This window comes from Microbacterium testaceum (assembly GCF_006539145.1).
Classification (GTDB): Bacteria; Actinomycetota; Actinomycetes; order Actinomycetales; family Microbacteriaceae; genus Microbacterium; species Microbacterium testaceum.
The window spans coordinates 122,251-141,334 of the sequence record NZ_BJML01000009.1 but is presented as its reverse complement, the minus strand read 5'-3'; the positions used below and the strand labels follow the sequence as shown (position 1 = coordinate 141,334).

General features: G+C 70.0%; 21 protein-coding genes and 1 tRNA gene. 8 read left to right on the top strand and 14 right to left on the bottom strand.

Going from position 1 to position 19,084, the window contains the following annotated elements; all coding sequences use genetic code 11:
• Window positions 1-73 precede the first annotated feature (73 nt).
• Window positions 74-667 carry a hypothetical protein gene (locus MTE01_RS13605; protein WP_141378053.1) on the top strand — a complete coding sequence of 198 codons (594 nt, stop codon included), beginning with the start codon at window positions 74-76 and terminating at the stop codon, window positions 665-667.
• Window positions 668-783: 116 nt separating this feature from the next.
• On the opposite strand, the gene MTE01_RS13600 is transcribed toward MTE01_RS13605, so the two are convergent.
• From MTE01_RS13600 to MTE01_RS13580, 5 genes are all read right to left on the bottom strand, one after another.
• Entirely contained in the window at window positions 784-1,221 is a 438-nt protein-coding gene (locus tag MTE01_RS13600; RefSeq protein ID WP_103207887.1) for a heat shock protein transcriptional repressor HspR, read from the bottom strand.
• A 91-nt stretch (window positions 1,222-1,312) separates the two neighbouring features.
• Complete coding sequence (locus tag MTE01_RS13595) at window positions 1,313-2,293, bottom strand: DnaJ C-terminal domain-containing protein (protein WP_116239534.1); 981 nt, start codon at window positions 2,291-2,293, stop codon at window positions 1,313-1,315.
• An 11-nt stretch (window positions 2,294-2,304) separates the two neighbouring features.
• Window positions 2,305-2,919: a nucleotide exchange factor GrpE gene (locus tag MTE01_RS13590; protein WP_103207883.1), complete on the bottom strand. Its 615-nt coding sequence runs from the start codon at window positions 2,917-2,919 to the stop codon at window positions 2,305-2,307.
• Window positions 2,920-2,929: 10 nt separating this feature from the next.
• The gene (dnaK, locus tag MTE01_RS13585) at window positions 2,930-4,804 is read right to left on the bottom strand and encodes a molecular chaperone DnaK (RefSeq protein ID WP_103207881.1); all 1,875 of its coding nucleotides are present in this window, start codon (window positions 4,802-4,804) and stop codon (window positions 2,930-2,932) included.
• 508 nt (window positions 4,805-5,312) lie between these two features.
• On the bottom strand, window positions 5,313-7,061 hold the full coding sequence (locus tag MTE01_RS13580; RefSeq protein ID WP_103207879.1) for a DEAD/DEAH box helicase: 1,749 nt from the start codon (window positions 7,059-7,061) through the stop codon (window positions 5,313-5,315).
• A gap of 128 nt (window positions 7,062-7,189) precedes the next feature.
• Here MTE01_RS13580 and MTE01_RS13575 point away from each other — a divergent pair, with 128 nt between their 5' ends.
• Complete coding sequence (locus tag MTE01_RS13575) at window positions 7,190-8,560, top strand: MFS transporter (protein WP_103208575.1); 1,371 nt, start codon at window positions 7,190-7,192, stop codon at window positions 8,558-8,560.
• 107 nt (window positions 8,561-8,667) lie between these two features.
• On the opposite strand, the gene MTE01_RS13570 is transcribed toward MTE01_RS13575, so the two are convergent.
• The gene (locus tag MTE01_RS13570; protein WP_103207876.1) at window positions 8,668-9,189 is read right to left on the bottom strand and encodes a MarR family winged helix-turn-helix transcriptional regulator; all 522 of its coding nucleotides are present in this window, start codon (window positions 9,187-9,189) and stop codon (window positions 8,668-8,670) included.
• Window positions 9,190-9,296: 107 nt separating this feature from the next.
• Between MTE01_RS13570 and MTE01_RS13565 the strand changes: the two genes are divergently transcribed.
• Window positions 9,297-10,061 carry a winged helix DNA-binding protein gene (locus MTE01_RS13565; protein WP_141378052.1) on the top strand — a complete coding sequence of 255 codons (765 nt, stop codon included), beginning with the start codon at window positions 9,297-9,299 and terminating at the stop codon, window positions 10,059-10,061.
• 57 nt (window positions 10,062-10,118) lie between these two features.
• On the opposite strand, the gene dcd is transcribed toward MTE01_RS13565, so the two are convergent.
• Window positions 10,119-10,724 carry a dCTP deaminase gene (gene dcd / locus MTE01_RS13560; RefSeq protein WP_103207874.1) on the bottom strand — a complete coding sequence of 202 codons (606 nt, stop codon included), beginning with the start codon at window positions 10,722-10,724 and terminating at the stop codon, window positions 10,119-10,121.
• A gap of 347 nt (window positions 10,725-11,071) precedes the next feature.
• On the opposite strand from dcd, the gene MTE01_RS13555 reads away from it, so the two are divergent.
• From MTE01_RS13555 to MTE01_RS13545, 3 genes are all read left to right on the top strand, one after another.
• Window positions 11,072-11,145 (top strand) — tRNA-Gly (locus MTE01_RS13555).
• Between the two features lie 183 nt (window positions 11,146-11,328).
• Window positions 11,329-11,739, top strand: a complete 411-nt coding sequence (locus MTE01_RS13550; protein ID WP_141378051.1) for a hypothetical protein — start codon at window positions 11,329-11,331, stop codon at window positions 11,737-11,739.
• A 290-nt stretch (window positions 11,740-12,029) separates the two neighbouring features.
• Complete coding sequence (locus MTE01_RS13545; RefSeq protein ID WP_141378050.1) at window positions 12,030-12,569, top strand: DUF6611 family protein; 540 nt, start codon at window positions 12,030-12,032, stop codon at window positions 12,567-12,569.
• 16 nt (window positions 12,570-12,585) lie between these two features.
• On the opposite strand, the gene MTE01_RS13540 is transcribed toward MTE01_RS13545, so the two are convergent.
• Window positions 12,586-13,347, bottom strand: coding sequence for an SDR family NAD(P)-dependent oxidoreductase (locus MTE01_RS13540; RefSeq protein ID WP_141378049.1), 762 nt, complete (start codon window positions 13,345-13,347; stop codon window positions 12,586-12,588).
• A 193-nt stretch (window positions 13,348-13,540) separates the two neighbouring features.
• Complete coding sequence (locus tag MTE01_RS13535) at window positions 13,541-13,900, bottom strand: hypothetical protein (protein WP_103207864.1); 360 nt, start codon at window positions 13,898-13,900, stop codon at window positions 13,541-13,543.
• 125 nt (window positions 13,901-14,025) lie between these two features.
• On the opposite strand from MTE01_RS13535, the gene MTE01_RS13530 reads away from it, so the two are divergent.
• Both MTE01_RS13530 and MTE01_RS13525 read left to right on the top strand, forming a co-directional pair.
• A complete protein-coding gene (locus MTE01_RS13530; protein WP_116239541.1) occupies window positions 14,026-14,610 on the top strand; it encodes a YdeI/OmpD-associated family protein in 585 nt (194 codons plus the stop codon).
• Window positions 14,611-14,630: 20 nt separating this feature from the next.
• Entirely contained in the window at window positions 14,631-15,320 is a 690-nt protein-coding gene (locus MTE01_RS13525; protein ID WP_141378048.1) for an SGNH/GDSL hydrolase family protein, read from the top strand.
• On the opposite strand, the gene MTE01_RS13520 is transcribed toward MTE01_RS13525, so the two are convergent.
• The 5 genes from MTE01_RS13520 to MTE01_RS13500 all read right to left on the bottom strand — a co-directional run bounded on the left by MTE01_RS13520 (window position 15,315) and on the right by MTE01_RS13500 (window position 19,058).
• Window positions 15,315-15,950, bottom strand: a complete 636-nt coding sequence (locus tag MTE01_RS13520; protein ID WP_116239543.1) for a Pr6Pr family membrane protein — start codon at window positions 15,948-15,950, stop codon at window positions 15,315-15,317. The genes MTE01_RS13525 and MTE01_RS13520 overlap by 6 nt on opposite strands.
• Before the next feature lie 39 nt (window positions 15,951-15,989).
• Entirely contained in the window at window positions 15,990-16,427 is a 438-nt protein-coding gene (locus MTE01_RS13515) for a BLUF domain-containing protein (protein WP_103207855.1), read from the bottom strand.
• Window positions 16,424-16,708: a hypothetical protein gene (locus MTE01_RS13510; protein ID WP_174799699.1), complete on the bottom strand. Its 285-nt coding sequence runs from the start codon at window positions 16,706-16,708 to the stop codon at window positions 16,424-16,426. Before MTE01_RS13510 ends, MTE01_RS13515 begins: the two co-directional genes overlap by 4 nt.
• 136 nt (window positions 16,709-16,844) lie before the next feature.
• Window positions 16,845-17,234 (bottom strand): ester cyclase, encoded by a 390-nt coding sequence (locus MTE01_RS13505; RefSeq protein ID WP_103207853.1) that lies wholly within the window; start codon window positions 17,232-17,234, stop codon window positions 16,845-16,847.
• A 234-nt stretch (window positions 17,235-17,468) separates the two neighbouring features.
• Complete coding sequence (locus MTE01_RS13500) at window positions 17,469-19,058, bottom strand: GMC oxidoreductase (protein WP_141378047.1); 1,590 nt, start codon at window positions 19,056-19,058, stop codon at window positions 17,469-17,471.
• Window positions 19,059-19,084: the final 26 nt, after the last annotated feature.

Below are 19,084 nucleotides of genomic sequence, written 5' to 3'. Positions count from 1 at the left end.
CCCTCCTTAATGCCGTCCAGTAAAATACATGTTTCACCAGATGACAAGCATGGATGCCTTCTAGGCTGGACCCATGTCCCGACTGCAGGCCGACGCCCCCGCCGACCTCTGGGTTCCCGTGACGGGTTCCCTCGGATTCCGTGGCCGCCGCCACCGGAAGGCCGCCATCGGCATGCTGCTGAGCCAGGCCAATCAGGCCACCGGCGCCACGCCGAAGCCGGGCGGCGGCGCCTTCGCCTGGATCCTCAGTCAGGCGGCGCCCCTGCTCATGCGCCGCGCGGCCGGGCGCGTGCTCGTGTGGGTCTGGAAGAGCGACCCCGAGCTGCTCGTCGTCATGGCGCAGCTGCAAGAGGCCACGCCCCAGCTGCGCACGGCGCGCGCCATGATGCCGATGGAGTACGACGACACCGAGTCGTTCCGAAACCCGCACCTCGGCGTGGGCGAGAAGCTCGCGATGCCGCTCCCGAGCGATCCGAAGACCCCGCCGTTCGCCACCTACACGTGGGACACGGGTTCGCACTTCGTCACGGTGACGGCCGTGTGCTCGGACCGCGAGCGCTTCGGCACGATCATCTCGTCGGTCGACGAGGTGGCGCGCACGATCCGCGTGGTCGACGACCTGAAGCTCGGCGAATCGCCGACGGTGCTGCGGCTCGACCCGGCCTGAGGCACGGCGCTGTCACCGGGAAGAGGCGTTGGATCCGCGACACGGACGCGCGCGGAGATCGGCGCGCAAGTCGACGCGGAACGGGCTCTCTGAAGCCCGGACGAAAAGACGACGTCTCAGTCGTCGTGCGGGCCACGCGGGCGCCAGAGCACGATGTCGGTGGCGCGGCGCACGCGGGCTCCGTGGCGGAGCGTGACGACCGATCCCGTCGCACCGGCCGCGAAGACACGGGCCCCGGGGCGGGATTGCCGCTCGACCGTGAGCTGACGTTCGAGGTCGTTCACGCGGCGGGCGAGCTCGTGCACCCGCTCCTCGAGGGCGAGCAGGCGGGCGATCGCCGGCAGGCTCATCCCCTCGCCGGAAAGACGGGCGACCTCGCGCAACTGTTGCACGTGTCGGCTGGAGTACCGGCGCGACCCGCCCTGGGTGCGCGCGGGCACGACGAGACCGAGCCGGTCGTACTGTCGCAGAGTCTGCGGGTGCATGTTCGACAGCTCGGCGGCCGCGGCGATGGCGAAGATCGGGGCGTCTTCGTCGATCTCTCTCTCGGACACGTCTTCACCTCTTTCGTCGTGCCGGACGGCGTGCCGGGTTCTCGGCATCCTGTCGTATCGGATGCCGAGAACCGCGGCGACGCGCGCGGTGTTATCGCGCCTTGGCCATCAGGTCGGCGCGGGGGTTCTCTTTGGGCTCGAGCTCGTGGAACCGCTCGAGGGCCTCGCGGGCGGCGTCGTCGAGATGAGTGGGAACCGCGACCTGGACCTCGGCGAGCAGGTCGCCGGAGCCCTTCGCGGTCTCGATCCCCCGTCCCTTGACGCGGAGCACGCGGCCGGACGGTGTTCCGGGGGCGACGCGCAGGCGGACGGGGTCGCCCCCCAGCGTCGGCACCTCGATGGTCGCGCCCAGCGCCGCCTCGGTGAAAGTGACCGGCACGGTGAGGCGGAGGTTGAGTCCGTCTCTCGTGAACACCGGGTGCGGACGCACCGCGACGGTCACGACGATGTCGCCGCTCTCGCCGCCGTCGGGCGACTTGCGCCCCCGTCCGCGCAGACGGATCTTCTGCCCGTCCGAGACGCCCGCCGGGATCTTCACTTTGAACGGCACGTTGTCTTCACCCGCGAGGGTGATGGTCTCGCCCTTGGCCGCGGTGACGAAGTCGAGCGTCGTCCGCGCGGTGACGTCGGCGCCCTTCTGCGGGCCGCCGAAGCCGCGGAACCCTCCGGTCGTCTGACCGAACCGGCCGGAGCCGAAGCCGCCGCCCTGCTGGTCGAACATCGTGAAGAAGTCGTCGAAGCCGCCCGACGGTGCCTGGCGCCCCTGGCCGAAACGGCTGAAGACGTCGTCGAAGCCGCCCCCGCCACCGGCCCCGGGAGCCGAGAAGCGCGCCCCCGAGCCCATGGCCCGGATCTGGTCGTACTCCTCGCGCTGCTCGGGGTCGTTGAGCACCGAATAGGCCTCGCTGATCTCTTTGAACTTCGCCTCGGCCTTCGCGTCTCCCGGGTTCGAGTCGGGGTGGTACTGGCGCGCGAGCTTGCGGTACGTCTTCTTCAGATCGGCAGCGCTGACGCTCTTGTCGACACCGAGGACCTTGTAGAAGTCCTTGTCGAACCAGTCCTGACTCGCCATTCGTCCTCCTCCTAGGCCGGCACGGCGACGACGACCTTCGCCGGTCGCAGTTCGACCGAACCGAGGCGGTACCCGACCTCGACGACCTCGAGGATCGTCGTCTCGGTCACGCCCGGAGTCGGGGCCTGGAAGATCGCCTCGTGCTGCTGCGGGTCGAACACGTCGCCGACGGCGCCGTACGAGACCACGCCGAGGCGCTCGGCCACGGCGCGCACCTTGTCACCGATGGCCGCGAGCGGGGTGCCCTCGACCAGATCGCCGTGCTTGGCGGCGCGGTCGAGGTCGTCCATGACGGGTAGCAGGCCCTTCACGGCCTCACCCTTGGCGCGTTCGATCTCGCGCTCGCGCTGCTCCTCGGTGCGCCGACGGTAGTTGGCGTACTCGGCCTGCAGGCGCTTGAGGTCGATCAGCAGCGAGGCCTCCTTGTCGGAGGAAGCCCCCTCTGCGGCGGCCTCGGGCGTCTGCTCGGCCCCGAGGATGTCGTCGATGGTCAGGCCCTCGGCATCCGGTTCCTGCGTCTCGGTCTGCTCGCCCGACGGCGCGGGGCCGGAGGTGTTCTCCTCCGGCCCCGTCTCGTCAGGACCGGCGCCCGAGCCCGTGGGCTGTTCGTCGTCCTTGTGTGCCATGTTCTATCGCTTACTTCTTGTTCTCGTCGGTCGGCTCGTCGTCGACGACCTCGGCGTCGATGACGTCTTCCTCGGGGTTCGGCGTCTCACCGTTGCCGGGCTGACCCACGTTGGGGTCGGCCTGCTCGCCCGCGGCCTGCGAGGAGGCGTAGATGGCCTCGCCGAGCTTGCCCTGGCTGGCGTTCAACTTGTCGAACGCGGTCTTGACCGCGTCGTCGTCGTCGCCGGCGAGAGCCGTCTTGAGTGCGTCGACATCGCCCTGCACCTCGGTCTTGACCTCGGCGGGGAGCTTGTCCTCGTTCTCCTTGATCAGCTTCTCGATCGAGTACGACAGGGTCTCGGCCTGGTTGCGGGTCTCGGCGGACTCGCGGCGCTTCTTGTCGTCGGCCGCGTTCTCTTCGGCCTCGCGCACCATGCGCTCGATGTCTTCCTTCGGCAGCGACGAACCGCCGGTGATGGTCATCGACTGCTCCTTGCCGGTGCCCTTGTCCTTCGCCGAGACGTGCACGATGCCGTTCGCGTCGATGTCGAAGGTGACCTCCACCTGCGGGATGCCGCGGGGAGCCGGGGCGATGCCGGTGAGCTCGAAGGTGCCCAGCGGCTTGTTGTCGCGGGTGAACTCGCGCTCGCCCTGGAAGACCTGGATCGCGACCGACGGCTGGTTGTCGTCGGCGGTGGTGAAGGTCTCGCTGCGCTTGGTCGGGATGGCCGTGTTGCGCTCGATGAGCTTGGTCATGATGCCGCCCTTGGTCTCGATGCCGAGGCTCAGGGGGGTGACGTCGATGAGCAGGACGTCCTTGCGCTCGCCCTTGAGGACACCGGCCTGCAGGGCTGCACCCACGGCCACGACCTCGTCGGGGTTCACGCCCTTGTTGGCATCCTTGCCCGTCTCCTTCTTGACGAGCTCGGCGACCGCGGGCATGCGGGTCGAGCCGCCGACGAGCACCACGTGGGCGATGTCGTCGACCTTGACACCGGCCTCGCGGATGACGTCGGAGAAGGGCTTGCGGGTGCGGTCGAGGAGGTCCTTGGTGAGGTCCTCGAACTTCGCGCGCGTGAGGGTCTCGCTGAGCGAGACGGGGCCCGAGTCGGTGAGCGACAGGTACGGCAGGTTGATGCTGGTCGAGGTCGAGCTCGACAGCTCCTTCTTGGCCTGCTCGGCCGCTTCCTTCAGACGCTGCAGGGCGATCTTGTCACCCGAGACGTCGACGCCCGTGGTGTCCTTGAACTGCTTGATGAGGTAGTCGACGACGCGCTGGTCCCAGTCGTCTCCACCGAGGCGGTTGTCGCCGGAGGTGGCGCGCACCTGGATGGTCGAGAAGTCGTCGTCCTTGCCCACTTCGAGCAGCGAGACGTCGAACGTTCCGCCACCGAGGTCGAAGACGAGGATGAGCTCGTCTTCCTTGCCCTTGTCGAGGCCGTACGCGAGGGCCGCGGCGGTGGGCTCGTTGATGATGCGCAGCACGTTGAGGCCCGCGATCTCACCGGCCTCCTTGGTGGCCTGGCGCTCGGCGTCGTTGAAGTACGCGGGGACCGTGATGACGGCATCGGTGACACTGTCACCGAGGTACTCCTCGGCGTCGCGCTTGAGCTTCTGCAGGATGCGGGCCGAGATCTCCTGCGGCGTCCACTTCTTGCCGTCGACGTCGAAGGTCCAGGTGGTGCCCATGTGGCGCTTCACGCTGGAGATCGTGCGGTCGACGTTGGTGACGGCCTGGCGCTTGGCGGTCTCGCCGACGAGCACCTCGCCGTCCTTCGTGTAGGCGACGACCGAGGGGGTCGTACGGAAACCCTCGGCGTTGGCGATGACCTTGGGCTCGCCACCCTCGAGCACGCTCACGACGGAGTTGGTCGTACCGAGGTCGATTCCCACTGCACGGGGCATATGTGTCTCCTTGCTTGTGAGCACGGCCGTTGCCGCACTCGGGGTTCTGGATGAAAGTCTCTGCGCGGGTTGAGCCGCGATGACTCAAGGCTAACGCACGCCCGTCGACCCGTCAAGAAGAGTTGATATGAATCGGCTCAACTTCGGGATACCACGAACGTGGAGACCCTGCGCCCAGCCCCGCGCGTCCCCGGCCCGCCCCGCGTATCCCCGGTGTTCCGGCATCCCTCCACCCCTGTCCCGATCTGCGCAGACCATGTCCCGAAATGGGCGGCCTAAGCGGGCCGCAGGCAACCAAAAGCGGGACATGGTCGGAAGAGACCGGGGCGGCCATCCCCCGCCCACCCATGTCCCGATCTGTGCAAACCATGTCCCGAAAAGGGCGGCCCGAGCGGACCCCAGGCAACCAGGAGTGGGACACGGCCGCGCGAACGCGCCCGCACCCCCACCACGCACGACGCCCCCGCACCCTCAACGGGATACGGGGGCGTCGAACGGATGCCGTGATTCAGTCGCGGTCGCGGTCGCGGCGCTGGGGACGGTCGCTGCGCTTGGCGGAGCGACCGCCCTGGTCGAGGCGCAGATCGATCAGCTGACCCGAGATCCGCGTGTCGGCGAGGCGGCCGATCGTGTCGCTCGACAGGTCGGCGGGGAGCTCGACGAGCGAGAAGTCCTGGCGGATCTGGATCGCGCCGAAATCGCCCCGGCGCAGACCCCCCTCGTTGGCGAGGGCGCCGACGATCTGGCGGGGCTCGACGCGCTGGCGACGACCGACCGCGATGCGGTAGGTGGCGAAGCGGCCGGAGGTGTCGCGGCGCGGCCCGCCGTCGCGCGACGCGCCGTCGCGCGAGTCGCGCGCGGGCCGGTCGTTGTCGAAGCGCTGCTGACGGAACGCCTCGGCCTCGAGCAGCAGCGGGGTGTCGCCCTGGGCGACCACGGCGAGAGCTGCGGCCACGTCGGCCTCGGGGACGTCGTGATGCGCCACGTAGTGGGCCACCACGTCGCGGAAGGTCGCGATCGCGGCGGTGTCCTCGAGGGCGGCGGTGATGGCGTCGTCGAAGCGGGTGAGGCGCGTCGCGTTGACGTCGTCGACGCTCGGCAGCGACATCTCGGTCAGCGGCTGGCGCGTGGCCTTCTCGATCGCGGTGAGCATGCGGCGCTCGCGCGGGGTGACGAAGCTGATCGCGTCGCCGGTGCGACCCGCGCGGCCGGTGCGACCGATGCGGTGCACGTACGACTCGGTGTCGATCGGCAGGTCGTAGTTGACGACGTGGCTGATGCGGTCGACGTCGAGGCCGCGCGCGGCGACGTCGGTGGCGACGAGGATGTCGAGCTTGCCCGACTTCAGCTGGTTGACCGTGCGCTCGCGCTGCACCTGGGCGACGTCGCCGTTGATCGCCGCCGCGGTGTAGCCGCGGGCGCGCAGTTTCTCGGCGACCGTCTCGGTCTCGTTCTTCGTGCGGGTGAAGACGATCATGCCCTCGAAGTTCTCGACCTCGAGGATGCGCGTGAGGGCGTCGATCTTCTGCTGGTACGACACGATCAGGTAGCGCTGGGCGATGTTCGTCGAGGTCGCGGTCTTGGTCTTGACCGTGATCTCTTCGGGATCGTTGAGGTACTGCGCCGAGATGCGGCGGATCTGCGCCGGCATGGTCGCCGAGAACAGCGCGACCTGCTTGGTCGACGGGGTGTCGGCGAGGATCGTCTCGACGTCTTCGGCGAAGCCCATCTTGAGCATCTCGTCGGCCTCGTCGAGCACGAGGTACTTGAGCTCGCTCAGGTCGAGGGTGCCCTTGTCGAGATGGTCCATGATGCGACCGGGGGTGCCCACGACGATGTCGACACCGCGGCGCAGGGCCGACAGCTGCTGACCGTAGCCCTGGCCGCCGTAGACGGGCAGCACCGAGACGCCCTTGATGTGCGCGGCGTACTTCTCGAACGCCTCGCACACCTGCAGGGCGAGCTCACGGGTGGGTGCCAGCACGAGGGCCTGGGGGTTCTTGTGGCCGGTCTCCATCTGCGAGAGCACCGGCAGTGCGAAGGCGGCGGTCTTGCCGGTTCCGGTCTGAGCGAGGCCGACGACGTCGCGCCCCTGCAGCAGCACGGGGATCGTGGCGGCCTGGATCGCGGACGGGGTCTCGTACCCCACATCCTTCAGGGCCTTGAGCACAGCGGCATCCAGTCCCAGATCGGCGAAGGTGAGCTTCTCGGGGGCGGTCTCGGCTTCAGCGGAGTCGACGGGGGTTTCGGATGCCATGACTCCACGGTAGTCTCCTCCGCGCTCTCGCGCGGGCCGGGGTCTAACCTGAACCCGCGCGCCGACGACGGCGCGGCTGCCTCCCCGGCCGTACCGGGCGTTCACCGAAGGACCCTAGCGTGACCGACATGTCCTCCCCCGGCACCACCGCAGCTCCCGCCACCGACCGTCGACAGGTGATCGCCTGGGCCCTCTGGGACTGGGGGTCCGCGGCCTTCAACGCCGTCGTGACGACCTTCGTCTTCAGCACCTATCTGGCCAGCCAGCTCTTCGTCGATCCGCGGATCGTGGCGGCCGCGAACGGCGACGACAAAGACCCCGCCCTCGTGCGCGCCCTCGCCGACAACGCGACCCTCGTCGGGGTCGCGCTGATGATCGCGGGGATCGTGGTGGCCCTCGTCGCCCCCGTCCTGGGCCAACGATCCGACGGCACCGGCCGCCGCAAGCTCTGGCTCGGCATCAACACCGGTCTCGTGGTGCTCGCCATGGCGGCGATGGTGTTCGTGGAGGGCACTCCCCGGTTCCTCGTGCTGGGCGCGACACTGATCGCGGTCGGCAACGTCTTCTTCGAGTTCGCCAGCGTCAACTACTACGCGATGCTCACCCAGGTCTCGACCCGCGAGAACATCGGCCGCGTCTCCGGCTTCGGCTGGGGCATGGGGTACGTCGGCGGCATCGTTCTGCTGATCCTGCTGCTCGTGCTGTTCATCCAGAGCTTCGGGACTGCGGATGCCGGTGGGCTCCTCGCCGTGACCAAGGACGACGGGTGGAACATCCGCCTGGCGGTGGTGGCATCCGCCCTCTGGTACGCCGTCTTCGCGATTCCGGTGCTGCTGCGCGTGCCGGAGATCCCGGCCCGGGAGCGTCGGGTGAAGGTCAGCTTCTTCCGCTCCTACGTTCTGCTGTGGGCCACGTTGCGATCGCTGTGGAGCGACAGCCGACAGGTCCTGGTGTTCCTCGTCGCCAGCGCGGTGTTCCGCGACGGGCTGACGGGCGTCTTCACCTTCGGGGCGATCATCGCCGCGCAGGTCTTCGGCTTCAGCTCGACGCAGGTGCTGTACTTCGCCGTCGCGGCGAACGTCGTCGCCGGCATCAGCACCTTCGCGGCCGGACGCCTGGACGACCGGTTCGGACCCAAGCGCGTCATCATGGCCTCGCTCGTCGGCCTCATCGTGCTCGGCAGCGCGGTGCTGTTCATCGGCACCTCGCAGACGGCGTTCTGGATCGTGGGCCTGGGCCTGTGCGCCTTCGTCGGCCCGGTGCAGTCGGCGAGCAGATCGTTCCTGGCGCGCGTCGCTCCGGAGGGTCGCGAGGGCGAGATCTTCGGCCTCTACGCCACGACCGGTCGCGCCGTGTCGTTCCTGGCCCCGGGCCTGTTCGCGCTGTTCGTCGGACTGACGGGTGACACGCGCCTCGGCATCCTGGGCATCGTGCTGATCCTCGGCGCGGGGCTGCTGCTGATGATCCCGGTGAAGGCGAAGCCCGCCGTCATCGCCTGACGCGCGCCGGCACGCAGCTCCGCCAGATCACACGGTGCGCATGGTCCCGGTCGGGTGATCTCGCGCGGACCGCGTGGTCCATCGTCGAGAATCCGGATGCCGCGACCTCAGTCGCGCGGCCAGGAGTCGGCGAACTTCGCCAAGAGGCGGGCGAACTCCACGCGCTCGGCGTCGCTGAAGGACTCGAGTGCGGAGCGCACGGCATCCCGTCTGCGCCCCCGGAAGCCCGACACGAGCCCCTCGCCCTCGGGGGTGAGACGCACGCGCGTGCGGCGGGCGTCGTCGGGATCGGGTTCGCGCGCGACCAGCCCCATCTGCGCGGCCTGCTGCACGAGGCGCGAGGCACGGGGCTGATCGACGCCCACGGCCTCGCCGATCTCGCTGACCGAGAGGGATCCGGATGCCGCGACCAGCGCGTCGAGCATGCGGAGCCGCGCGGGTCCACCGAAGCGCCCGTGCGAAGGATCGGCGACCCACGGCGGAGCGCCGCGGCCCCACGGCCCCCCGTGCCCACCGCCGTGGTCGCCGTGCGGGTGATGGTGCGCCTCGGCCGGGAACGGCGGCCGCGGGCGACGACCGCGCAGACGCCCGAGGGCGGCGGCGATCTCGTCGGCGGGGTCGGTGGACATGAGGAGATTTTACATGTCGCTTGACAAGCATCGGGAATGCATGTCACAGTACATTCGTTGTCACATGACATGCAATGGCGGATCGACCGCCCACGAAAGGACTCCCCATGAACACCCCCACACCTCACGACCCCCGCATCCTCGCCCACCGCCTCACGACGGTCGGCCACGCGCTGCACCACCGTCTGCTCGCCCCGTTGCGCGACGGCGACCTGCACCCGAAGACCGTCCTGGTCCTCTCCGTGATCGACGGGCGCCTCGACGCCCCGTGGATCAGCGACCGCATCGCCCGCGGCGGCAAGCGCATCAGCGCCCTCGCCGACCGGGGATGGATCGCCCCCGCCGGCGACGGCTGGACGCTCACCGACGAGGGTCGTCAGACGCTCGATCGAGTGGATGCCGACCGCCAGGCGCTTCTGTCCCAGGTCCCGGCCGACGAGATCGAGCGCCTCACCGCCGCTCTCGACGCGATCTCCGAGGCCCTCGGCCTCGAGGAAGACGCCGGCTCGCGCGGTCCGCGCGGGTTCGGCTTCGGTCCCGGCCCGTTCGGCCCCGGCTCGGGCCGCGGATTCGGCCCCGGCATGCGCGGCGGCCCCCGCTTCGGCGGCGGCGAGCGCGATCACCGAGGCGGCGACGGCGGCAATGCCCACCACGGCTTCGGACCCCGCCACGGCGGGTACACCGACGGGCACCGGCCCGACGGCGACGGCACATCCGACGGCTCCCCGCAGGGCGGTGACCCCCGCCACGGCGACCACGGCCACCGGCACGAGCGCGGGCACGGCCGCGGGCACCGGGCGGCCGAGCGCGCCTACGAGCGCGGTTTCGACGCCGGGTTCATCCGTGGGCGCGAGTCCGCGGCATCCGAGTGATCATCGAGGACACACGCGGCGGGACCTCCCTCGGGAGCCCGCCGCGTCGTCGTTCGGTCAGCGTCCCGCAGACCCCTCGTCGGTGGAACCGACGTCGGTGCGGTGGAAGTTCAGCGACGAGCGCGAGGCCGTCGGGCCGCGCTGGCCTTGGTAGCGGTTGCCGTACGGACCGGATCCGTAGGGGTTCTCGGCCGGCGACGTGAGTCGGAAGTAGCAGACCTGCCCGATCTTCATCCCGGGCCACAGCTTGATGGGCAGCGTCGCGACGTTCGAGAGCTCGAGCGTGACGTGGCCCGAGAATCCGGGGTCGATGAACCCCGCGGTCGAGTGGGTGAGCAGCCCGAGACGCCCGAGCGACGACTTGCCCTCGAGGCGCGCGGCGACGTCGTCGGGCAGGCTCACGCGCTCGAACGTCGATCCGAGCGCGAACTCCCCCGGGTGAAGGATGAACGGCTCGTCGGGCTCGACCTCGATGAGGCGCGTGAGCTCGGGCTGATCCTCGGCGGGATCGATGAAGGGGTACTTGTGGTTGTCGAACAACCGGAAGTACCGGTCGAGACGCACGTCGACGCTCGAGGGCTGGACCATGGCCGGGTCGAAGGGCTCGAGGCCGAGGCGCTTCGCGTCGAGTTCGGCCCGGATATCGCGATCGGAGAGCAGCACGGCCCCAGCCTAGGGGCGAGGCCTGTGCCGCGTCTGCGCGGTTTCGGCGCGAGGTGATGGGCGCGGCATCGAGATCACCCGCGTTTCCCGACGTGACTCGGGATGCCATCGCGTGCCCCGTCATCTCGCTCGACGACCGTCATCTCGACGTGGGGCGGGGTGGCGCGGCGTCGAGGCCGTACTCGATTTGACGAGACCGCACTCGATGCGTGTCAAACGCGTGCGTCCTCGCAAATCTCCTGCGGTTTCGACGCCACCGTCCCGTCGCGTGGACCCCGGGATGGGCGCGGATGCCTCGGGATGCCGCGCAGACGCTGTTATGCTGGCCGGGCTGCCGCACGGCGCACGGGGCTGTAGTTCAATGGCAGAACATCTGCTTCCCAAGCAGATAGCGCGGGTTCGATTCCCGTCAGCCCCTCCACAGCCCTCACGGGTGGCCATCGGTCGCCCGGGAGGGCTCTCGCATTGCCCTGACTCGAAGCCCGGGGTGGACCCTGGCGCCGGAGGCTCTGCACGCCGCGAAGCCGCCCCCGCCGACCGCGTCAACCCCTCCTCGCCCCTTCGGCCCCACCCGCGAGAGTGGGTACCGACGAAGGGGGACGTCATGACGGAGATCTCGGAAGGTCAAACGGATACCGCAGGCATCGAGAGGCCGGGCCTGCCGTTCTGGGTGAAGGCGCTCGGGTGGCTGCAGGTCGTCGCGATCGCGCTCATCGTGGTGGCCTTCATCGCTCTGCAGGTCGTGCAGGCGCAGTCCACCGGTGTGAACTACAGCGCTGCGGCGCTGGCGATCATCTTCGCCCTTCCTCTGCTGGTCGTGTGGCAGCAGCCCGTCCTCGCGGCCGTGGTCGCGATCGTGCTCGTCGTCGGAGGGGCGTTCGGTGTCCGATTCCGCCGCGGACGGATGAGCGTGGGCGAGGCGATCTGGGGCTACACCCTGCTGGCGTGGACGCTGTTCTGGGTCGCGATGTGCGCGGTGGGTGCCGCCAGGATCTTCGGCAGCATGATGGGCTGAGCCCCGGGGCCGTGGCATCCGGTCGAGGACTTTCCACAGGGCGAAGCATCGAACCCGGCCCGCCGCTCCGCGGAATTACGCGCGTGTAGTTTCGAACACGTTAACGAATACGGGGCTTATCCACACCTATTTGCACAGGCCGCGCCGGTTTCCACACACACTCTCCACAAAGTTATCCACAGCTGTGGAGACAGCTGTTCGCCGGTGTGCACGACGTGGACGCGCGGTGCCCCCGCATGGGTATCGTGAGGATCCTCGCGAGGCGGATCCGGCGAGCGCACCATCGTCCCGTGCGATCGAACACCGGCTTCCCCTTTCACGTCAGCGGCACCTGGGGCTCCTACGAACGTCGATGGAGCGGACACGGGCTCATCGTCGAGCACCTGCGGGTCCTCCCCCCGGACGGCACCCCCGAGGAGCGGCTCGCCTGGAACGCCGCCGTCATCTGGCCCACCATCGGTTTCTTCTGCGGCATCGCCGCAGCCGTCGTCGCACACCACGCCGCCTCCGTCTCGTGGAGCGTGGCGCTCGGCGCGGCCGTATGGCTCGGGCCGTGGGCATGGCTGGTGTGGAGGAGCCGACCGTTCGCGCGGCGCGTACGCGAGTCCTGGCAGATCAGCGGCGCGGGCGTATGGATGACGGACGCCTCACCGCTCCGCGATCACGCGGATCGGCTGGACGAGGCCGGGCGGTGGACGGCCGTCACGGGGAGCCGCGCGCACCTGATGCTCACCTGGGGCGATGTCTATGCGGCGCTGTCCCCCGCGCCGGGGCACACTCCCGCCGCCCTCGTGGAGCACATGACCGACCTGCGGCCCGCGGGGTCCTGACTCGTGCTGTCGGCGGTCACGTACGCAGGTGCGAGGCGCCGTTCAGATCGAGGATCGTTCCCGACGCCCACTGCGAGCCGGGCGCGCTGAGATACACCACGGCATCCGCCACCTCCTCGGGGGTAGCGACGCGGCCGAAAGGACTCTGATCCCGGATGCCGTCACCCGTCGGCCCGGACAGCTTCTCCTGCTGCCGATCGGTGCCGACGAACCCCGGCGCGACGCTCGTGACGGCGATGCCGTGCGGCGCCAGGGCCACGGCGAGGGACTGGCCCATGGCGTGCAGGCCCGCCTTGGCCGCGCCGTAGGCCGGGAACTCCGGCTCGCCGCGGAAGGCGCCGCGAGAGCCCACGTTCACGATCGCCCCGGGCAGCCCCCTCTCGATCAGGGAGCGGGCGACGAGGAAGCTCAGGTTGGCAGGCGCCTGCAGATCGACCTGGACCATGCGTTCCCAGGTGCGGTGCCAGGTGGCATAGTCGACCGTCGCGACCGGGTGCGAGGTCGAGGGGTTCGGGGCGAGGGCCGCGTTGTTGACGAGGACGTCGATGCGTCCGAACGCGTGGAGGACGTCGTCGACGATCCGTTCCGCGGTCGCGGGGTCCGAGACGTCCCCCTCGACCAGGACGTGCCCCTCACCGTGCAGAAGGGCGAGGGTCTCTTCGGCGGCCGATCGATCCTGACCGTAGTGGACGGCGACCCGATCGCCGCGTGCGCTGAGGGCGACGGCGATGGCGCGTCCGATTCCGCGCGACGCGCCGGTGACGAGGGAGTGCAGCATGTGCCCATCCTCCCGGTGCCGAGCGTTCGGGCGGCTCCGCGAAACGGCGGGCCGCCCGAACTGTCCGGGGCTCACGCATCGGGGCGATGAACCGGTCGCGTCCGATGCGGATCACCCACGCTACGTCTGAGCGCGGGCGGCGAGGCGGGCTTGACGAGCTCCCCCCGCGGGTGCGGGGCCCGGTCGTGCGGGCTCAGGCGCGGGTGAAGCCGTCGAGGTCGGGATCCCAGAAGGCGTCGGGGTTCGCGTCGTCGCTCGACTGCTCGACCGCGACGGCGGGCGCCTGCGGAAAACGCTTGTGCTGGCGCAGCTCCTCGGCCGCCCACGAGAAGTCGGGCTCCTGACCTTCCCAGTCGGCCGGGGCGCTGAGCACGTCGTTGCCGACGCCGATGACGAGCTCGGCCTCGTCTTCCTGTCCGCCGCCGGTGACGATGGGGATGCTCACGGCCTCGGCCTGCCCCTCGGCAGCGATCGACGCGGTGAGCTGCACGAGTGCCTCGGCCACATCGTCGGTCGTGGTCACGGTCTCACCGGCATAAGTCACACTGCGCATTCAGCGATGTTCTCCTCTCGAGCGCATCGGAGGGGGCCGGTTGCCCCGGGGCGCGCGCTCCGATAGGGCGCTCGTGTCGGGGGTCCGCGCTAGGGTCCGATGAGCCGGCCGAGAGGATCACGATCATGACCGAAGCCCCCGAACTGATCGTGGCCGACGCCGCGCGCTGGCGATCCTGGCTCGACGCCCACGAAGACACCAGCGACGGCGTCTGGCTCGTCCTCGCGAAGAAGGGCACCACCTCGCCCACGTCTCTCACCTACGCCCAGGCCCTCGACGAGGCCCTCTGCAGCGGGTGGATCGACGGACGAAAGCAGTCTCGGGATGCCGACACCTTCCGGCAGCACTTCACCCCGCGCCGCGCCCGCTCGATGTGGTCGAAGCGGAACGTCGATCACGTCGCCCGTCTGACGGACGAGGGTCGCCTGCGGCCCCGCGGGGCCGACGAGATCGCACGCGCTCAGGCCGACGGGCGGTGGGAGCGCGCCTACGAGGGATCCGCGGCGATCGAGGTCCCGGCGGATCTGCGCGAAGCCTTGGATGCCGAGCCCGTCGCGGCGCGCGCCTTCGAGGCGCTGACCAAGGCCGAGCGCTACTCGGTGCTGCATCCCGTCGTCACCGCGACGACGCCCGCGACCCGGGCGACGAGGATCGCGCGCCACGTGCAACGTCTCGCCGCCGATCCGGCTCCCCCGGCCCGGGGGGACTGATCGCCACCGAGAATGGGCTCATGCGTGCGCGACGGCTCCTCGGCCTGATCGCCGCGGCATCCCTTGTTCTCGGCGTGTCCGCGTGCACGGCCCCCACCGCAGAACCCGCACCCGCCGTCACCGGGCCCGTCGTGTCGTTCTACGGCGACTCGTACACGCGCGGCACGGGCGCGAGTTCGAACGACAAGCGCTGGTCGACGATCGTGTCGGCCGAGCGGGGCTGGCAAGAGATCAACCGCAGCGAGAACGGCCTCGGCTTCGTCAACCGCCGCGCGTCGATGGGGCCGGGACTCGACGACATCCCCGCCCAGGTCATCGCCGACGACCCCGATCTGGTGTTCGTCACCATGGGTCTCAACGACAACTTCAGTTACGACCGCGCGGCCGAGCGCATCCGCGAGACCATCGAGAGCGACCTGCAGCGCCTGCGCGAGGGATTGCCCGACGCACGGATCGTCGTCGTCGAGCCCTTCTGGTACACCGCCGATCGCCCGGCGTCGGTCGACGTCATCGCGGGCTGGGTCGAAGACGCCGCCGCGCGGATCGGCGCCGACCACATCGACGGTGCCAGCCACTGGCTCGACGGTCATTACGCCGACTCCGCCGACAGCTGGATGGCCGGCGACGGCCTTCACCCCAACGACACCGGGTACGCCTCCATGGCGGAGAAGATGGATGCCGCGCTCCGCGCCCTCGACCCGCCCCTATGACGGCAGGGCTCGCGACGACCGTCGTCGACCGAGCGCCCAGACGCCCGTCGCCGCGACGAGAAGCAGGGCCAGGATGCCGACGACGTGCAGCAGGAGCGACGCGAGGCCGCGCTCAGGGAGGAGGAACCCGTAGGGAACCCACCCGTCGGTCGCGCCGCGCACGAGGACGACGGTGATCCAGAACAGCGGATACGGGAACACCCACCACAGGCGCCGCCACGCGAGCCGGGGTCGGTCGCGAGCCGTCGCGACGTCCGCGACGACGAGCACGGGAAAGACGACGTGCAGCACCACACTCACCCAGGGCGGGGCCGACCCCGTTCCGGGCACCAGAGCGTTGTAGACGACGGCGACCACGATGAGACAGGCGGCGCCGATCGCCCACGCGAGCGTGAGCGCGGAGGGAACGGGGCGGTCCCTCAGGCCGAACGTTCCCACGGCGATCAGCACGAGCGCCGTGAGGATGCTGGTCTGATTCGTGAAGTATCCGAAGAAGTCGAAGGGGTTGGCATCTCCGGCCGCGATCCGCAACACGTAGGCGAAAAGCACCACCGCGATCACGACCGCGCCGACGGTGACGCGCAGCACGGCGCGCGCACGTCGAGGGGGGCCGGGGGACGGGGAGATCACACCGTGACGCTACCGCGAGAGACCCGGACGACCGCTCCGTCAGGCGCCGTTCGCGGTCCGCGCGCGGAACCACACGGTGAGCTCGCGCACGGCGCGGATGCTCGCGTTCTCGTCGTCCGCCTCGAGGTCGTCGAAGGTGTCGCGGAAGCCCTCGGGAGCGGGAGCGGTGGGCACGCCGATCGGCTCGTACCCCATCGTCCACTCCGTGAAGCGGCGCTCATCGATGCGCTCCGACAGCAGCACACGGACGCCCGTGTGTCGCGGGTCGCGGCGGATCTTCGTCATGAGCTCGTCGACGGCATCCTGCGGCCCTTCGAGGACCTGGAAGAAGCGGCCGCGGCGATACAGCAGCATGCCGGTGAGGTCGTGCTCGTGATTGGACCGACGGCTCCACGAGAGGAGGTCGTTCAAGCGGTCGTCGTCGAAGGGCTCGGAGGCCGCGCTGACGTACGAGACGGAGACGAGGTCGGAGCTCATGAGGCCTTCCCGCCCTCGATCGAGCGAGGAGCGGGCACACGCACCTCTCGGAGGGTGATCTCGGAATCCTGCGGGGGCTGATCGTTGGTGACCGCAGCCATGGCGGCCGTCAGGGCTTCGAAACGACCGACGAGGCGCGAACGACCGTTGTAGGCGAGGAACGTCCCGCCGGGCTGGCGGTCGATGTAACCGAGGAACACGCCACTCTTACTGCCGACGTGGAAGCCGTCTTCGACGCGAGCCCACACGACTCCGGCGCCGGGGCGGTCATGAGACACCATGGTCGCCGCTCTTTCTGCCCGGGATGGAAACGGGCGAGATCGAAAGTACCCGGCCCCTCCGACATGCAGGCGCCCTTGACAGACCGCGCCCACGGAGCACGCCCCGGCCGCGCGATAGGCGGGGAGCCCCTTCTCCTCAGAGCAGCGCGGTGCGGATCTGCGCGGCATCGTCGGTGCCGCTCGCCTCGACGATCCGACCGCCCTCGATGCGGTACATCGCGAATGAGGCGATGTTCACGCGCCGACGGGTCGGGCCCGCGTGCGCGAACGCCCCCGTGTGCGCTCCCCCGCCCCGGAGGTGCACGGCCAGACGGTCGTCTTCGACGATCAGCTGAATGCGCTTCCACTGCCAATCGGGGAAGCCGTGCAGCAGCTCCGCCAGATCGGCGATCCACGCCTCGGCCCCCGCGGGCAGGTGCGCGCGGCGCACCGCGGGATGCAAGAATCCGCGGACGGCTTCGAGATCGTGCCGGTTGAGGGCGTCGAGGTAGTCGGCGAACCACTCGCGCGTCTCCCAGACCTCCACTCCCCCATTATCGGCGGGATGCCGGAGACCCGACCCGTTCGCCCGGAGCCCCGGCGATGTCGCTGAGGCGGCGGCGGCCGCGACGTCGGCTGGCCGGGGTGCCTCCCGAGCCCGTCGAGTGTCCACAACACCCGGGCGCTGCGAGAAATCGTCCGGGTGTTGTGGACAGTCGAGCGGGGGTCTTCGGCGCGGACGGCGCGGGGGCGACGCGCGCGGCGACTCCGGCCCGAAGTGTCAGGCGTGCGGCACGCTGTGCACCGCGCTCAGCTGGTCGGCGAGACGCCGAGCCCCGCGCACCGCGATCGCGACGCTCGTCAGGGTCGGGTTCATCGTGTTGGCCGTGGGGATCAGCGCGTTGCCGCCCACGACCAGGTTGTCGAAGCCCCAGACGCGCGAGTACGGATCGGCGACCGAGGTGGCCGGGTCGGTGCCCGTGCGCATCGTCCCCATGAAGTGCAGGCTCGAGCCGAACGGCAGCAGGCGCGGCTCGGCGATGAAGGTTCCGAGCGCGCTCCCCGCCCGCCGCAGCCGCGCGGTGGCCTCGTCGATCTCGCGCTCCTCGTCGGCGTCGAGTGCGTAGTCGATCGTGAAGTTGGGGAGCCCGCGGTAATCGAGTTCGTCATCGCTGAAGGTCGCTCCGTCCTCGACCCGGGGGACCTTGCGCACGCCATAGCCCATGTTCACGTACCCCCAGCGGTTGCCCGCGGCCGGGTGGTCGATCGGCAGGGGAAACGGCGGGGTCTCGGCGTACATGATCTGAGCCGAGTACGGGTGGTCGGGCTCCGAGAAGGGGATGCGGTTGACCGCCGCGACCGGATCGGTGGGGTTCTTGGCTCGCCGCGCCAGCTCGCTGCGCAGCTCGTCGTCTGAGACGAGCTCGGCCATGCGGTCTCCGTCGAGCGCGACCGTGCTGATGACGACGTGATGCTCGGTGAGGTACCGGCCGAGGGCGGCGGGACGGATGCCGGAGGCGAAGAGCAACTGCGGCGATCGGAACGCGTCGGCCGCGACCACGACGGCATCCGCTTCGACGAACGTCTGCTCCCGGGTTCGCAGATCCTCGACGACGAGCCCGCGCACGTGCGCTCCGTCGTGCTCGATGCGGCGGACGAGCGTGAGATCGCGCAACTCGAAACGGGCCGCGGTGTCGGTGCCCTCGTCGAGGAGCGGTCCGAGAACCGTGTCGGCACCGGCCCACCGCATCGTGCCGTCGGGCTGGGGATCGCCCGCGACGGGCAGGGTGCTCACGCCGTACCCCTCGGGCAGCTCGTCGCCGAACTCACGCGAGAGGAGTTCGCGGATCGCGGCCCCCACGGGCGAGTCCGAGAACGCGGCGCTCTGCTTGTGCAGCAGCCCCTCGGCGGTGGAGATGAGATCCTCCCATTCGTCGTCGGGGATGAAGCCGAGTTTCTCGGTGAAGGCGGGGCGCGGGATCGCACAGGTCCAGTGGGCCCCCTGGCCGCCGACGTTCGTCGCGGCTGCGGCTGCCGGGAAGCTCGCGGCGTGGGCTGAACCCTCGCCGCCGAAGTCCAGCAGGTGCGTGCCCTGGCGCGCGGTGAACATCCCCTCGACGACCGCCCCCGCCGGGATCCCGAGCGACGCGCGGAACTCCCCGGCCTGGGGCCCCTGAGAGCGCTCACGAGCGCGCGCCTTCTCGTCGGGGTCGACGATGTTGCGGACGCTCTGGCCGGGACGTTCGGTGACCTGCGGGCCCGCCTCGAACATGACGACGCGGGCGCCGGGGAACGCCTCCAGCAGCAGACGCGCATAGGCGGAGCCGATCGGGCCGCTACCGACGATCGCGACGGTGGGGGTGCCGCTCATGATTTCTCCTTCGTGCTTCACAGCGA

Excerpts from the sequence above, each read along its gene's own strand:
- MTE01_RS13525 (WP_141378048.1), top strand. The coding sequence starts at position 14,631 with ATGCGTGCGCGACGGCTCCTCGGCCTGATCGCCGCGGCATCCCTTGTT.
- MTE01_RS13595 (WP_116239534.1), bottom strand. The coding sequence starts at position 2,293 with ATGGCGAGTCAGGACTGGTTCGACAAGGACTTCTACAAGGTCCTCGGT.
- MTE01_RS13535 (WP_103207864.1), bottom strand. The coding sequence starts at position 13,900 with ATGCGCAGTGTGACTTATGCCGGTGAGACCGTGACCACGACCGACGAT.
- MTE01_RS13575 (WP_103208575.1), top strand. The coding sequence starts at position 7,190 with ATGTCCTCCCCCGGCACCACCGCAGCTCCCGCCACCGACCGTCGACAG.
- MTE01_RS13565 (WP_141378052.1), top strand. The coding sequence starts at position 9,297 with ATGAACACCCCCACACCTCACGACCCCCGCATCCTCGCCCACCGCCTC.
- MTE01_RS13515 (WP_103207855.1), bottom strand. The coding sequence starts at position 16,427 with ATGAGCTCCGACCTCGTCTCCGTCTCGTACGTCAGCGCGGCCTCCGAG.
- MTE01_RS13510 (WP_174799699.1), bottom strand. The coding sequence starts at position 16,708 with ATGGTGTCTCATGACCGCCCCGGCGCCGGAGTCGTGTGGGCTCGCGTC.
- MTE01_RS13580 (WP_103207879.1), bottom strand. The coding sequence starts at position 7,061 with ATGGCATCCGAAACCCCCGTCGACTCCGCTGAAGCCGAGACCGCCCCC.
- MTE01_RS13570 (WP_103207876.1), bottom strand. The coding sequence starts at position 9,189 with ATGTCCACCGACCCCGCCGACGAGATCGCCGCCGCCCTCGGGCGTCTG.
- MTE01_RS13605 (WP_141378053.1), top strand. The coding sequence starts at position 74 with ATGTCCCGACTGCAGGCCGACGCCCCCGCCGACCTCTGGGTTCCCGTG.
- dnaK (WP_103207881.1), bottom strand. The coding sequence starts at position 4,804 with ATGCCCCGTGCAGTGGGAATCGACCTCGGTACGACCAACTCCGTCGTG.
- MTE01_RS13530 (WP_116239541.1), top strand. The coding sequence starts at position 14,026 with ATGACCGAAGCCCCCGAACTGATCGTGGCCGACGCCGCGCGCTGGCGA.
- MTE01_RS13550 (WP_141378051.1), top strand. The coding sequence starts at position 11,329 with ATGACGGAGATCTCGGAAGGTCAAACGGATACCGCAGGCATCGAGAGG.
- MTE01_RS13540 (WP_141378049.1), bottom strand. The coding sequence starts at position 13,347 with ATGCTGCACTCCCTCGTCACCGGCGCGTCGCGCGGAATCGGACGCGCC.
- MTE01_RS13500 (WP_141378047.1), bottom strand. The coding sequence starts at position 19,058 with ATGAGCGGCACCCCCACCGTCGCGATCGTCGGTAGCGGCCCGATCGGC.
- MTE01_RS13590 (WP_103207883.1), bottom strand. The coding sequence starts at position 2,919 with ATGGCACACAAGGACGACGAACAGCCCACGGGCTCGGGCGCCGGTCCT.